The following is a 14,074-nucleotide window of genomic DNA, read 5'->3' on the forward strand; positions in this document are numbered from 1 at the left end:
AAGCGCCGTCAGACGAGGTCGAAGTACTCGCGCTGCTCCCAGTCCGAGACGTACGCCAGATAGCGGGCGAACTCCGCGCGTTTGATGGTGGTGATCCAGGAGACGACGTCCCGGCCGAGGGCCTCGGCGAAGACCGGGTCCGCGTCGAGCGCGTCCAGCGCCTGGCCGAGCGAGCCGGGCAGCCGGCGGGCCTCGGCGGCGTACGGGTCGGTGACCGGCGGGCCGGGGTCGAGCCGCCGGGCCATCCCGTCCATCCCGCTGACCACCTGCGAGGCGATGTAGAGGTACGGATTGGCCGCGGGCTCGCCGGATCGGTTCTCCAGCCGGGCGCCGCCCCCGCCCTGGGCGGGGACGACCCGTACCATGGCGCCCTTGTTGTCGATGCCCCACACCACCCGGTCGGGGGCCAGGGACATCGGCAGGTACCGCTTGTAGCCGTTGACGGTGGGGGTGGTGAAGACGGTGGCGGCGGGCGCGTGGGCCAGCAGCCCGGCGAGGTAGTGCCGGCCCACCGGGGACAGCGGCTCCTCGTCCACCGGGTCGAAGGCGGCGCCGCCGGTCGCCCGGGAGCGCAGCGACTGGTGCAGGTGCCAGCCGGTCGACGCGGTCTCCGCGCCGGCCGGGCGGGACATGAACGTCGCGTGGTAACCGTTCCGGCGGCAGATCTGCCGTACCGCCGCCCGTACGAGCAGCGCGTCGTCCGCGGCCCGTACCGCCTCCCGCGCGTCCAGGGTCAGTTCCAGCTGGCCGGGGCCGAACTCCAGCTCCAGGGAGCGCAGCGGCAGATCGAGCCCGGTGAGCCCGGTGTGCAGCAGACCGACCAGTTCGTCGAGCCGGTCGAGTCCTTCCTCGTGCAGCAGCTGCGCGCCGCTGCTCAGCGGTGTCACCTCGGGCGCCGGGCCGGGCGCGCCGGGCCGTCCCACACTGACCGGCGCCGTCCCGGGGGCCGCCGGGCGGTACACGTGGAACTCCAGCTCCACCCCGACATCGAGGTCGTACCCCGCCTCCGCGAGCGCGGCCAGCCTACCGCGCAGCAGACCGCGCGGGCAGTACGCCGCGGGTGTGCCGTCCGGGTGGTGGACGTCGCAGAGGATCCAGCCGGTGCGCTCGGCCCAGGGCAGCACGCGGAACGTCGTCATGTCGGGCACGAGCACGATGTCCCCGGCCCCGGCGAAACCCCCGGGGACCAGCGGGTCGTCGCCCGAGAAAACGGGCAGGACGGTCCGGCCGGAGGTGTCCTTCAGCAGCAGCGAGGAGGGCGCGGTGACCCCGGAGCGCAGCGCGCCGGGCACCGCCTCCCGGGTCAGGGTCTTGCCGCGCAGCACCCCGTGCTGGTCGGCGAAGGAGAACCGCACCCGGTCCAGGCCGAGTTCGTCGATCACCCGGCGGACCTGGCCGGCCGCGACGTACTGCCGCTCGTCCCACAGACCGTGCCGCTCGACGAAGCCGCCGGCCCCGGCGGGGACCAGCGGGCGGGCGCTCGGCCCGTCACCGCTCTCGGCCCGCGGCCGCTCGTCAGCGCTGCGCACGCGGCACCTCCCGCCCCGCCCACGGGGACCGGGCGCGCCGCGCGGACTCCCGCTGTCGCCACGCGTCTTCCCAGCCGTCGGCGGGGGTGACGGTGTCGATGGCGAGGGGGCCGGTCAGCTCCTCGGCCGACCGCGCGTCAAGGGGCAGGCCGGGCACGGGATTGCCGTTCTCGAAGGAGGTGATCGCCTTCAGCAGCAGTCGGCGGTTGGCGGTGACGGCGCGGTCGGAGACCCCGAGCCGCTCGACGGTCCGGTCCTGGATGGGGCCCATGCTCTCGACGGCCCACTGGTCGTGGACGTTGATGTCCAGTCCCATGCCGGTGTAGGTGAGTTCGCGCTGCTCCCCGGGGTCGAAGCCCCAGTCGTTCGTACGGTTGCGCAGCGGCCGGTAGTCGGGCAGCGAGACCTCGCTCAGCCGCTGGGCCAGCAGCGTCCCGGTGTCGGTGACCTCCTCGAAGTCGTAGAGGATCATGAACCAGTGGTGGTTCTCGTCATCGATCGGGACATGCCACTGGCAGAAGACCTTGCCGTTGCCGAAGGGCACCACGAAGGCATTGGGGAACACCAGGTTGGTGATGCGTACGTGCCGGACGTTCCCGGCCAGCTCGCGCAGCGCGAAGACCCGCAGCCCGTGCTCGGCGCTCTCCACCTCGATATCGGGGCGGAAGCCGGCCCCGACCAGCTCGGAGAGCTTCCGGCCGGTGCCCTCGACCTCCTCGCTGAACTGCTGCCCGTACTCCTCGCGGGGGTCCTCGCCGACGAAGCGGTGCAGGAAGGAGACATGGCTCGGGTCGATGCCGCCTTCCACGCCCTGGAGCCAGTTGCACTCCCACCGGCCCTTGAAGGCGAAGGTGTACTCCTCGGGGGCGCGGAAGCAGTCGTACGCCGGGAAGGGCGGCGGGTCGCCGGTGCCGAGGTAGCCGAAGACGATGCCGTTGCGCTCCACGCAGGGGTGGCTCGGGATCCGCACCTTGGCGGCGAAGTTGCTGTGCTCGGGTTCCGCGGGCTGCTCCCGGCACTGGCCGTCGGGCCCGTACAGCCAGCCGTGGTAGAGACACCGCAGCCCGCCGTCCTCCCGGCGGCCGTAGGAGAGGTCGACGCCCCGGTGGGCGCAGTAGCGGCCGACCAGGGCCCAGGCGCCGGCCCGGTCGGGGACGTCGTCGCGCCGGAAGAGGACCAGGTCCTCACCCATGATCCGGACCGCCTTGACCGGTCGCTCCTCCGGCATCTCCGAGACGAGGGCGACCGGCTGCCAGTAGGCGCGCATGAGCTGCCCGAGGGGGGTGCCCGGGCCCGTGCGCGTTATGCGCTCATTGTCCTCGCGTCTGAGCATCGCTCTCCTCGTGCATACGATCAATGAGTGATTGGATCCAATAATTACATATCGAGATCCAAAGCAACAGGGCCGCTGTCCGGAGGACGCTCCGCGCCGCCGTCAGGGCCGCCCGGTCACGACGGAGTCGGTCAGGTCAGACCGGTCAGGGCAGATCAGTCACGGCGGACCGGTCACGGCAGGCCGATCATGGCCGCCATGGTGGTCACCATGAGCACACCGCCCGTCTCCCCCAGCAGCAACGCGCGCCGCTCCGGCCGGTGTTCGGGGGACCCGGACGGCCACGCCAACCGGACGAGCACGGCACCGGCGCGGGCCACGACCCAGCACGCGACAAGAAACAGCGCCGTCCACGGCGTGAGCGCGGCCGACGCGACCCCGGCGGGGCCGTCCGCGACGGCTGCCGCATGGTCGCCGTGGTGGCCGCTCTCCAGGCCCGCGGCGCCCGCCGCGACGGCCGTCAGCACCGCCATCGCGGCCAGATCCACCGCCTCCGCGGGCCCCCGGCAGCGGCACCCCGCGCGCATCTGCCACAGCCACGCGAGACCGAGCGCGCCGGCCCCCACGAGCAGCCCGCGCCGGCTCCCCGCTCCGGGGGCCATGGCCAGCATCGCCGCCAACGCGACCGCGTGCGGCATCCACTGCCGTACGGAAGCGGCCGGATGCCCGGCGAGACACAGCACTCCACCCACCAGCCCGGTCACCCACAACACGTCATGCATGGGCCCGGCACCGAACGGCCGCCACCACTCCCGCGACCCCACCGCCGGCGCCATCGCCACCGCCGGGCCCACGCGGACGCGGACACGGACGCGAACGCGGACCGCCGGAACCGCGCGGCGGAAGGATCGTCTCGTACGACGTGCTCACAGCCCTCCTGGTGTCACTCGCGCGGGACGGCACCCCGCGGACACCGACAAAGCTGCGTGCCCCATGTTTCATCGCGAACCGGCGTCTGTTGCCCACCGGTAACAGCTGCCGCGGCGGACCGCTCAGCGGTCCAGCACACTCCCGACGAAGTCCAGCGCCAGGTCATGGGTGTCGTGGAACGGCAGCGGAGGGTCCTCGAACCAGTCGGCGGTGGCCTCCGGATGCGGCCCCACGACGGCGACACGGCCCGCGCCGTAGGAGGTGACGAGCGCGGCGGCCCGACCGTTCGTGTACGTGGCGAGGACGGTCGTCCCCGGACCGGGGTCCGGTGTGAAGTAGGCGCCGTCCTGGAAGAAGAGCACACGCGAGCGCCCGCGCCACTCGACTTCGACCAGGGTGTTGTCCTCGGTCACGACCGTGGCGCCCTCCGTACCGATGTACTGGTCGACGGTGCCGGACAGCAGACCGAACCCCTCCTCACGCCCGGCGAGATATCCGCCGAGGCAGAATCCGAGATAGCGGCCGCCCTGCCCGACGAAGTCACGGATCGCCTTCTTGTACGGCTTGAGCTGCTGGTAGGCGGGCGTCAGATCACCACCGCCGGGCTGCGCGTACAGCTGGGCGGTCGCCAGCAGTTCGGCGGACAACGGCCGCTCCCCCTTGGGCCCGGCGGTACGGACGTCCAGCCCCCAGGGCCCGTTGGCGAGGAGGTCGACGACCGTATCGGCACAGTCCATGTCCTCCTGGGCGGGCCCCCGGTAGACAAGCGCCACCGGGCGCGCGCCGGAATGGGAATCGAGAATTCCGTTGGATTTCACAGTTCCTCACCAACCTGTCGTGCATACGATTTCCCGGCACCACGGCCGCGGGCCCCGTTCCGGCGGGGTCATACCCGTCTCCTTTATGACGCCTGAAACGCGCCGGCGCCAGAGCGGTCAGCGCTTATCACCCGTACGGGACAACGGATGCCACGGCTCCGGCCGCGCACGCGCTTAAACGCACCTTTCGCGAGTTTCGTGCCATCCCACTATCGTGTGAGGCAAGAGCGGAAATCCGTACATGTTTCACCATTCAACGGAGGTGTTCCCTCATGACCGCGATGACCCTTGGCACGGAGCGAATGGACAACGCGTTCGACCTCGATGTGCGGGAGGAAACCGGCAGCGCGGCATCGGCCGACCGTCACCTGTCCACACACGCCTCCGCCCGTCACCTCTCCACGCACGCCGCCGCGCGGAACCTCTCCACCCACGCCGCCGCACGGGGTCTGTCGACCCACGCCCGGTAGCGCCGGATGCCCGAAGCCCCGTTGTTCCGCTGCTCCGGAGCGGGGCTGTTGCGGGCACCCGTTCATCCCGTGACGCGTGCCGATGAGGTGCGCTGGGACGCGGACTCTCCGGAGGAGGACGAGAGCGGCCGGCTGGCCGAGGCGGTGAGCCGGCTGGCCCGTCCGCGGCCGGTGGCCGAAGCCATCGCCGTGGCATCGCCGTCATTGGCGCGGACCTTGGCACAGACCTTGGCCCAGACCGCCGGAGACACCGACAAGGAGCCGGCCGCGCTGCGGCGCGCGCTGCGAGCACTGGCCGGCTACCGGCTGCGGATGGCGTCGCGGGAGACACCGTTCGGGCTGATGTCGGGGGTGGCACCGGTGCGGTTCGGTGACGACGCGCAAGCAGTAGCCGCGCAGGAAGTAGCCGCGCAAGGTGCGAACGCGCAAGAAGTGAAGGTCCGTTGGGGTGACGCGCACCGGCGTGCGGTACGACCCGACCGCGCGTGGCTGACCGCGCTGGTGACCGAGTGGGAGCAGCGCCCGGAGGTGCTGCGGTGGCTGCGGGTCGTGGCAAACGGTCTGTGTTTCGTGCGCGACGGGAGAGTCGTGCTTCCCTACCTGCCGCACTCCGCTCCGGGCGGATCCGCCGAGGCGCCGGTGCGGGAGGTGAGCGTCCGCCGCACCGACGCGGTCGCGCTGGTCATGGAGCAAGCTGATACGCCGGTGCTCTGCGGTGAACTGGCCCGGCGGCTGGGCGCCGCCTTCCCCGCGGCACCCCCCGGATCTGCGGAGGGAATGCTGGTTCGGCTTGTGGCCAAGGGGTTTCTGCTCTCCGAGGCACATCCGCCGCTGGAGGCCGCCGATCCGCTGGACCATCTGCTGAGCGCCCTGGCGGCGGTGCCGCCGGAGGATCTGCCGGAACTGCCGGAGCTGCGCGCGATCCGGGTCGCGCTGGGTGCGTACGCCGCGCTTCCCCTGGGTGCGGGCCTGACGGCGCTGACGGAGGTCAGCGAGCGGATGCGCGGCCTGCGCGCCGCGGATCAGCCCGTACACGTGGATCTGGCGCTCGACGCCGAGGCGCGGCTGCCGGGCGCCGTGGCCGAAGAGGCCGCCCGGGCCGCCGGCTTGCTGTGGCGGCTGTCGCCGCCGGAGCCCGGCCCCGCCCATCTCCGCGAATATCACGCGGAGTTCCTCGAACGGTACGGAGTCGGGCGGCCGGTCCCCGTGAGGGAACTCCTCGATCCGGACATCGGGCTGGGCGCGCCGGCGGGCTACCGCTGCCCGCCCGGCCCGCGTCCCGAGCCGGCCGAGGACCGCCGGGACACCGCGCGCGACGAGGTGCTGGCCGCACTGGCCCAGCGGGCGCTGCTCGCCGGGGAACGCGAGATCCTGCTGAGCGACGACCATCCGGCGGTGGCCCGCCTGGCCCACGACGGGGGAAGGCCGCCCTTGGGGATGGACCTGTGCGCCCACCTGCTGGCCGATACCCCGGAAGCCCTGGCGGAAGGGCGTTTCCGGCTCGTACTGAGCAGCCACTCCGGCCGGGCCGGGGCGATGCTCGGACGTTTCGCCCACCTGCTCCCGGAGGACATGCGGGCCTCGCTCACCGAACTCGCCCGGGATCCGGGGCCGTCGGACGCGGACGCGGACGCGGACGCGGACGTGCTCAACGCTCAGGTCAGCTTCCGGACCGGCCGCGCCCGCGCGGCGAACATCGCGCAGGCGCCGCGGTTGCTGGAGTACCGGCTGCCGGTGGGCACCTTCGCCGACCGGGGCGATCCGGCCGTGCTGGACCTGGCCCGCCTCGCTGTCACCGCCACCGCGGAGCGGCTGCTGCTGGTCGAGACCCGGACCGGGCGCCGGGTCCGGCCCGCGGTCTTCCACCTGCTCGACCCGGAGTGGGATCTCCCCAACGCGGCACGGCTGTTGTGCGACCTGACCACCAGCGGCGTACGCGGCTGGCGCGGCTGGAGCTGGGGGGCCGCGGAGGCGCTGCCGTATCTGCCGAGGGTCCGTTACGGGCGTACCGTGCTCGCGCCGGCCCGCTGGCGGCCCGACGACACCCTCCGCGATCGGAACACTCCCCGCGACACGTGGACGCGCGCGGTCGCGGCCTGGCGCGACACCTGGCACGTGCCCCGGCGCGTCCGCGTGGGCTCGGCCGACCGTCACATCGAACTGGATCTGGACCTCCCCGCGCATCTGGACCTGCTGCGCCACGAACTGGGCCACGGACCGGGGACCTTCGTACAGGAACTTCCCACCGCCGCCGGATGCGGTGACGGATGGCTGGCCGGACCGGACGGAGTCCACCGCGGCGAGATCGTCTTCCCGCTCCTGGCCCGGACGGCTGCCACCTCCACCACCGGGCCGCGTGCGGGCGTCTCCACGACCGGGCCACGCGCGCCCGGTCACCCTGTTGTGACCGGCCTGCCTGTTGTGACCGGCCGGCCACAACAGATCCGTCAGGGCCGGCGCGAACACCTGCCCGGCGGCGAGTGGCTCCACGCCTCGCTCTACTGCCTCCCCGCCCGTCAGAACGAGGTACTGACAACGCACCTCCCGGCCCTGCTGGAGACGCTTCCACCGGAGGTCGACCGCTGGTTCTTCGTACGTTACGCGGACAGCCACGACCACCTCCGGCTGCGCTGGCACGGCCCCGCCCATCTGCTCACCGGCCGGCTCCTGCCCCAGGTGCACGCCTTCGCCACCGCCCTGCGCGACGCCGGACTGACCCGGCGCCTGGTCCTGGACACCTACGCCCCGGAGATCGAACGCTACGGAGGCCCCCGGGCCATGGCCGCGGCCGAACGGGTCTTCCACACGGACAGCCTCGCCGTCCTGGAAACACTGCGTCTGGCCCGTACCGGCACACTCACCGTCGACCCGCTGCCGCTCGCGGCGGCCGGCCATATGGCGCTCACCCACGCCTTCTTCACCGGATACGCCCCGCGGACCGCCGAAGACTCCCCCGATCCCCCCGGGCTGCGCTGGCTCCTGGAGACCTTCCCCAAGGACGAAGCCGCTCACCGCGGCTTCCGGCGTACCCGCCAGGAGGCTCTCGCCACCGTGAATCCCTACACGGCCGGGAGCTTCCCGTCCGGCATCACCGGCTCAACGGCGCTGCGCCGGGCATGGGCCGCCCGTACCGAGGCAGCCGTCGCCTACGGCAGTGTGCTGCGGGAACTCGGCACCCGTTCGGAGGCGCCGCCCACCGAAGCGCTGGCATCCCTGCTCCACATGCATCACAACCGCCTCATCGGCGCCAACCCCCTTACGGAGCAAGGCTCCTACGCCGTGGCGCGCGGCGCAGCCCAGGCACACGAGGACCGCCGGCGCGCCTCCCGGGCAGCGAGCCCCGAAGCCACGGGATGACGAGCCCTCCACCTATCGTTACGGCGGAGGCACTTGGCGACGGAGCCGACCTGGACGAGCTGCTGGCCGCCCGTCGCCGGCTGCTCGGCTGAACCCCGTTCGGTCGCCGCGGTGCGGGCGGATCCGGCACCGGTCCCGTACGAGGTGCAGTTCCTGATCGCGGTCACCGCGTACGCGGCCCATGTCGCCCCGCCGCGGCCCGTGTTCCTCTCCAAGCCTCACCGCGTCCCCGCCCGAGCAGCCCCAGCGGCCCCAGCGTCCCAGGCGGCCCACGTCACCCAGGCCGCCCCCGTCGCTCCAACCGTCCGAGGCCGTCCGTGACGCTCGCCGCCGGCGAGGCGCTGCGCGCCGTCGAGGTGCTGGCCGCCACCGGCATGCTGATCACTTCCGCCGAGTTCCTGGGCCGGCCGGCGCTTCTCGGGCGCACCTCGCTGGCCAGCTGGGACATTCTCCGGCTGCGCCATCGCCGCGGTCCCCGCCGGGACCGTCTGCTGGCCCACCCCGGCATCCTCGCCGTGCTCGCCGGGAGAGCCGCGGCCTCGGCGGCATTGATCCCGTGGCCGCTCCCCGCGCCCGCGCACGCCCTCGCGCTGGGCACGGTCGTCCTGACCTCGATCACGCTCCAGTCGCGAGGGCCTTACGGGGGCGAGGGCTCGGACCAGGTGCTGCTCCTGGTCTTCACCGCGCTCGCGCTGGCCGCGCTGCATCCCCATGCCACCACGATGCGCCTGACCCTGTACTTCCTCGCGCTCCAGTCCGCCCTGGCGTACTTCACCTCAGGGATCTACAAGGTGGCGTCTCCCCCATGGCGCAGCGGCAGCGCCCTCAGCGGCGTCCTGGGCACCCGATGCTTCGGAAACCGGCGGCTGGCCGCCCTGGCCACCGCGCACACCGCGGCCACCGCCTGGACCTCCCGGGGTGTCGGCGTCTTCGAGGCCGCCTTCCCCCTCGTGCTGCTCACCCCGCCGGCGGCACTGCCCTTCTTCCTGGCCTGCGGAGTCCTCTTCCACCTGACCTGCGCCGTGGCGATGGGGCTGAACGTCTTCCTCTGGGCCTTCACGGCCTCGTACCCGGCTCTCGCCTTCATGGTTCTCTCCCGTTGACGCCTCGCCACGACGGCGTGCCCTGACGGGCGGATCGTCGTTGAGAGGGCGTACGTCCCCGGCCGTCCGGCGCGGGGCGTGATCGCGGCAGTGAGGAGCGACTGGTGAGCGAGTGCGTTCAGGAGCACGAGGACGGAAGCGGCACCCGGCAGTTGGGCAGGCGCGCCGCCGCTGTGGGGGTGGCGCTGGGGGCTGCCCTGGCGCCGGCCGGAGCGGCGCACGCCAGTGTGATCGGCGTCGGGAACGCGGTGTTCGGCAATACGTGCGTCACCCAGGGCGGTACGCAGGCGGCGGGCGGCACCGCGGCCGGGAGCGGCGCGGTGAGCGCGAACCTGGCGCAGCTGCCGCTCTCCCTGCCGCGCAACCACTGCGGCAGCAGCGGCATCGTCTGCACCGCGGTGTTCAGGGCCAGTGTGTAGCGCCGAATCGGTGACCGGTATGGCCGGCGTCTCTCTGGAGGACGCTCCCGTAAGGGAGTTGGCGTCCCTCAGCGGGCACGCCCTGCCGCTCGTACGGCAGTGGGTGGCGCGGCAGCCCCGGCACGGTGTGGCGCGGGCGCTGCTGGTTCTCGCGACGAGCGACGGGCTGAGCGACACGGAGCTGCGCGAGCAGCTCACGACCGCCCATCGCGACGCGCTGCGGGAGGACGGGGGAAGCGCCGGTGAGCGGTCGGTGAGCCTCGTGTACGGCGTCTTCCTCCACACCCACCGCCAGTACCGGCTGACGGCCGAGCATCTCCTCACCCACTTCGAGCGGTGGCCCGGGGACGAGGTGGCGGGTCTGATGTTCGACGCCTTCCACGCGACCGGCGACCCGGCCCACCGGGCGCGGGGCGATGCCCTGGCCGAGCGGTTCCAGGCGCTGCGGGGCCGGGACAGCTGGGCCTGGACGAGCCGGCTGGCATGGGTACGGGCGGAGCAGGGCCGCGCGGCCGAGGCGCTGGACCTCGCCGGGCTGGCCCTGACCGCGCATCCCCGCTCCGGGCTCGCCGCACACGCCCGCGCGCACGCGGACCACGAACGGGGAGCCGGCCCGGCGGCCACCGCGTTCCTCGACCGGTGGCTGGCCGCCGACCCGGGCGCCGTCCAGTTCAGGCACCTCAACTGGCATGCCGCCCTCCAGTCCCTGGCCTGCGGGGACTTCACGGATGCCCGCCGACGCGCCGACGAGGCCCTGGCCCGTGGCGATGTGGGCATGCGCGCGGCGACGAACTGGCGGCTGCTGCTCGCCGGACAGTCCCCGGCCCGCCGCTCCGACCCGTCCCACGTCAGGGAGTTGCTGGCCGGTCCCGGCGGGATGGCCGAGGTCTTCCACACCTTCAGCCTCGCCCTCGCGCTGGCCGTCGAGGCCGCCACCGACGAGCTGCACGCCCTGGCCCGCCGGGCGGCCCGGGACGAACGGCCCGACTTCCGGGAGGTGCTGGCCCCGGTCGTCCGGGCGCTGGCCGAGGTCACCGCGGGCCGCCCCGGGGCGGCGGTGGACCTGCTGACGGGCCTCGGCGAGCGGACGAAGCGGCTTGGCGGAGTCCGGGTGGAGCGCGAGATCGTGCAGGACACCCTCGCCCGCGCCCTGCTCGGCACGGGAGAACACACCCGCGCGGTCCATCTGCTGCACCACCGCACCTCCACCCGCCGCCACCACACCTACGAGGACCTTCTCCTCTCCCCCACCGCGCCCGCACCGCCCGCCCCTCCCACCGGAGTTGCCCCATGACCCCGCCGGCGCCCCACGTGATCGTCGTCTCGCCGCGCGGCAGCGGCACCCCGCTCCTGGCCGACGCCCTGACCCGGCTCGGCCACACCCCGTACGGCACGATGAGCGGCCACGCCCTTGAGGGCGCGGACCAGCCGGGACCGGGCGAGGTCCACGCGCTCCTGACCGCCGCGTACGGCGAGCAGCGAGCGGCCCGGCTCCTGCACCGTCAGGGACCGGAGTACGCGGAGCTGACCGCCGCCTTCCACACGGCGGTGAGCGCCCTGTGGCGGACCTGGTGGACACGCCTCGGGCAGCCGGTCACCGGAGCCTCACCCGTCACCCCCGACGTGGAGAACCGGCTGACCCGCCTCCCCGACGCCGAACTGCGCCGGCTCCTGCCCGGCCGCGGCTGCTGGTACCTCAACAGCCTCGACCTCCAGCGCGCCGACGCCGGATTCCTCCGTACCTGGCACACCGAAGCACGGCCCCCGATCGTCTACCACCACCGCGATCTGCGCGACCGCGTGATCAGCCTGGTCCTCCTGCTGTCCGGTCCCGCGAGCCAGGCCGGCACCCTCCCCGACCAGCTCATCTACCGCGACATCCTCGGCGCGCTGCCCACCGTGGAGGACCGCGTCACCCTCGCCCTGACCGACCCGGACTTCCCCGGCATGGCCGAAACACGACGCTGCCAATGGCTGCTGCGCCACCCCGCCGTCACCGTAATCACCCACGAAGACCTCGCGGGCCCCGCCCACGGGGGTACGGCGGAAGCCCGCGAACGCGCCCTGACCCGACTCGCACAGGCCACCGGCCACCCGCCCACCACCGCCACCGAAGCCGCCACCACCGTCGGAGCCGCTGCCCAAGCCGGCTCCGACGATCTGGCAGTGGGTCTCTGGCACGAGTACTTCACCCCCGCGCACGAACGCCTCCTCAACCAACACCACGGCGACCTGCCGGCCCCGGGCGCCCGGTCACCTCACCGCGCCGCCGCGACCTGAGCGGACTGAGCCTCCATGTGCCAGGCGTACATCCGGTCTCCGCTGTCGCAATACGCCTGGGAGGAAGGCCCGTTGACCCACTGCCAGGGGCCGGTGGCGGTGTACTTGTCACTGCTGGGCCTGACACACTCCGCGAACCCCCTGAACCGGTCCCCGGGACCTCAGCAGGACGTCGTGGGCCGCGCGGTATCGCCCTCGACACCCGCCCGCCGGCGCACCCTGTCTTCCGCCGCCTGCTGATGAGGTGGTCTCACGTGGCACGTTCCGCGAGCTTCTTGAGCAGCCCGGGCGGTGGCCATGGCAGGCTCATGCCGCATGATCGATGAATTCGCGAAGAACAGCCTGCACGGGAGACTGCGGCGGGACCGCGAGGCGCTGCTCTGGAAACTCGACGGCTTGTCCGAGTACGACGCCCGCCGGCCTTTGACGGTGACCGGGACCAATCTTCTCGGCCTGGTCAAACACGTGGCCGGCGTCGAGGCCCGGTACTTCGGCGAGGTCTTCGACCGGCCGTCCCCGGAACCGCTGCCCCGGTGGCAGAACCACGACGGCAGCGATCTGTGGGCGGCAGAGGACGAGACCCGCGATCAGATCGTCAAGTCCTACCGGCGCACGTGGGAACACTCGGACGCGACGATCGATGAACTTGCCCTCGATGCCCCCGGCCATGTGCCGTGGTGGCCGGATCCTTATTCGAACACGAACCTGTTCGCCGTCATGGTCCACGTCCTCGGCGAGACCAACCGGCATGCCGGGCACGCCGACATCCTGCGTGAAGGCGTCGACGGGCGAACCGGGATGCGCCCCGAACACGAGACGCAGATCGATGAGGACGCCCGCACCGCCTACTGCGCGAAGATCGAACAGGCCGCCAGATCGGCCGCAAGGCGGCGGGACCGCTCCGCGTGACGAGGGCAACGCAGCACGTCGGTGCCAGGCGTGACGTCGGACGCCGTGGTGTTCGGCCACAGAGCCGCCGCGAAAACCCGTTGGCGGAGCCACGGCAGCCACTGCTACGTTTCCGGAGGCCGTGCAAGAGAGCGAGGAGGTGGTACCCGTGAACGTATCGACATGGGCGCTCCCCTCCGGGGTCACGGCCGGGCGATAGGTCGTCCGGGAGCGCCGTTCCATGGCACTCCCGAAAGGCACGACCATGCAGTTCACTTCTGAGCGGCGTCTCGACGGCGCTGTCCGCGAGCGCGAATTCGCCCTCGGCGAGATCCCCGGCATCCTGTGGACGCCCGGATCCGTATCCGCACCGGCGCCGCTGATCCTGCTCGGCCCGCCGCCTCTCGGGCTGCGCAAAACGTACCCCCGGCTGGTGGCCCGAGCCCGGCACTCCGCGGCGGCCGGCTTCGCCACGGCCACCATCGAGCTCCCCGGACGCGGCGACCGGCCCCGCTGGCCCGCCGCCGAGCAGGCACTCGCCGAGCTGCGCCGGGCCATGGAGGCGGGCGAGCCGGTCAGCGACGAGATCGTCGACGCCCTCATCCTCCCCCTGGTCGACAGGGCGGTCCCGGAATGGCAGGCCGCCCTGGACGCCCTCCTGTCGCTGCGCGAGATCGGCGGCCCGGTCGGGTACTCGGGGGGAGTGATCTCCATCGGGACCCGGCTGGCGGTGGTCGAGCCGCGTATCTCGGCCGCTGTTCTGTTCGCCGGGAGTTTCGTCCCTCGCGCCATGTTCCAGGAGGCCCGCCAGGTCACCATTCCGCTGCACGTCCTGCTTCAGTGGGACGACGAAGGGAACGACCGGCAGGCGGCGCTGGACCTGTTCGACGCCTTCGGCTCGAAGGAGAAGACACTGCACGCCAATATGGGCGGGCACACCGGCGTCCCGCAGTTCGCGGGGGACGCCGCGGCCCAGTTCTTCACCCGGCACCTGAAGTGACGCCGGG

General features: G+C 72.7%; 12 protein-coding genes. 8 read left to right on the forward strand and 4 right to left on the reverse strand.

Annotated features, from left to right (window positions below):
* Positions 1 to 8 precede the first annotated feature (8 nt).
* The 4 genes from DVK44_RS00570 to DVK44_RS00585 form a co-directional block, all read right to left on the reverse strand.
* Entirely contained in the window at positions 9 to 1,529 is a 1,521-nt protein-coding gene (locus DVK44_RS00570; protein WP_228446931.1) for a glutamine synthetase family protein, read from the reverse strand.
* Positions 1,516 to 2,862, reverse strand: coding sequence for an aromatic ring-hydroxylating dioxygenase subunit alpha (locus tag DVK44_RS00575; RefSeq protein WP_114657644.1), 1,347 nt, complete (start codon positions 2,860 to 2,862; stop codon positions 1,516 to 1,518). Before DVK44_RS00575 ends, DVK44_RS00570 begins: the two co-directional genes overlap by 14 nt.
* Positions 2,863 to 3,035: 173 nt before the next feature.
* Entirely contained in the window at positions 3,036 to 3,584 is a 549-nt protein-coding gene (locus DVK44_RS00580) for a hypothetical protein (protein WP_162793609.1), read from the reverse strand.
* Positions 3,585 to 3,854: 270 nt separating this feature from the next.
* Positions 3,855 to 4,469 carry a BPL-N domain-containing protein gene (locus DVK44_RS00585; RefSeq protein ID WP_114664794.1) on the reverse strand — a complete coding sequence of 205 codons (615 nt, stop codon included), beginning with the start codon at positions 4,467 to 4,469 and terminating at the stop codon, positions 3,855 to 3,857.
* 353 nt (positions 4,470 to 4,822) lie between these two features.
* Here DVK44_RS00585 and DVK44_RS36220 point away from each other — a divergent pair, with 353 nt between their 5' ends.
* The 8 genes from DVK44_RS36220 (at position 4,823) to DVK44_RS00620 (ending at position 14,067) form a co-directional block, all read left to right on the forward strand.
* Positions 4,823 to 5,020 carry a hypothetical protein gene (locus DVK44_RS36220; RefSeq protein ID WP_162793611.1) on the forward strand — a complete coding sequence of 66 codons (198 nt, stop codon included), beginning with the start codon at positions 4,823 to 4,825 and terminating at the stop codon, positions 5,018 to 5,020.
* 69 nt (positions 5,021 to 5,089) lie between these two features.
* The gene (locus tag DVK44_RS00590) at positions 5,090 to 8,377 is read left to right on the forward strand and encodes a lantibiotic dehydratase (protein ID WP_162793613.1); all 3,288 of its coding nucleotides are present in this window, start codon (positions 5,090 to 5,092) and stop codon (positions 8,375 to 8,377) included.
* 317 nt (positions 8,378 to 8,694) lie between these two features.
* A complete protein-coding gene (locus DVK44_RS00595) occupies positions 8,695 to 9,480 on the forward strand; it encodes a hypothetical protein (RefSeq protein WP_114657650.1) in 786 nt (261 codons plus the stop codon).
* Positions 9,481 to 9,584: 104 nt separating this feature from the next.
* A complete protein-coding gene (locus DVK44_RS00600; protein ID WP_228446932.1) occupies positions 9,585 to 9,899 on the forward strand; it encodes a chaplin family protein in 315 nt (104 codons plus the stop codon).
* 19 nt (positions 9,900 to 9,918) lie between these two features.
* Positions 9,919 to 11,193: a hypothetical protein gene (locus DVK44_RS00605; protein WP_162793615.1), complete on the forward strand. Its 1,275-nt coding sequence runs from the start codon at positions 9,919 to 9,921 to the stop codon at positions 11,191 to 11,193.
* Positions 11,190 to 12,179, forward strand: a complete 990-nt coding sequence (locus tag DVK44_RS00610) for a hypothetical protein (RefSeq protein WP_114657654.1) — start codon at positions 11,190 to 11,192, stop codon at positions 12,177 to 12,179. The genes DVK44_RS00605 and DVK44_RS00610 overlap by 4 nt, the downstream gene beginning before the upstream one ends.
* A gap of 315 nt (positions 12,180 to 12,494) precedes the next feature.
* On the forward strand, positions 12,495 to 13,088 hold the full coding sequence (locus DVK44_RS00615; protein ID WP_114657656.1) for a DinB family protein: 594 nt from the start codon (positions 12,495 to 12,497) through the stop codon (positions 13,086 to 13,088).
* A gap of 244 nt (positions 13,089 to 13,332) precedes the next feature.
* Positions 13,333 to 14,067, forward strand: a complete 735-nt coding sequence (locus tag DVK44_RS00620; protein ID WP_114664796.1) for a dienelactone hydrolase family protein — start codon at positions 13,333 to 13,335, stop codon at positions 14,065 to 14,067.
* The last annotated feature ends 7 nt before the right edge of the window (positions 14,068 to 14,074 follow it).

Origin of the sequence: Streptomyces paludis (genome assembly GCF_003344965.1) — a bacterium.
GTDB classification, from domain to species: Bacteria; Actinomycetota; Actinomycetes; order Streptomycetales; family Streptomycetaceae; genus Streptomyces; species Streptomyces paludis.

Coding starts and splice junctions, on each gene's coding strand:
- DVK44_RS00575 (WP_114657644.1), bottom strand. CDS start 2,862: ATGCTCAGACGCGAGGACAATGAGCGCATAACGCGCACGGGCCCGGGC.
- DVK44_RS00580 (WP_162793609.1), bottom strand. CDS start 3,584: ATGCATGACGTGTTGTGGGTGACCGGGCTGGTGGGTGGAGTGCTGTGT.
- DVK44_RS00585 (WP_114664794.1), bottom strand. CDS start 4,469: ATGGACTGTGCCGATACGGTCGTCGACCTCCTCGCCAACGGGCCCTGG.
- DVK44_RS36220 (WP_162793611.1), top strand. CDS start 4,823: ATGACCGCGATGACCCTTGGCACGGAGCGAATGGACAACGCGTTCGAC.
- DVK44_RS00605 (WP_162793615.1), top strand. CDS start 9,919: ATGGCCGGCGTCTCTCTGGAGGACGCTCCCGTAAGGGAGTTGGCGTCC.
- DVK44_RS00610 (WP_114657654.1), top strand. CDS start 11,190: ATGACCCCGCCGGCGCCCCACGTGATCGTCGTCTCGCCGCGCGGCAGC.
- DVK44_RS00615 (WP_114657656.1), top strand. CDS start 12,495: ATGATCGATGAATTCGCGAAGAACAGCCTGCACGGGAGACTGCGGCGG.
- DVK44_RS00620 (WP_114664796.1), top strand. CDS start 13,333: ATGCAGTTCACTTCTGAGCGGCGTCTCGACGGCGCTGTCCGCGAGCGC.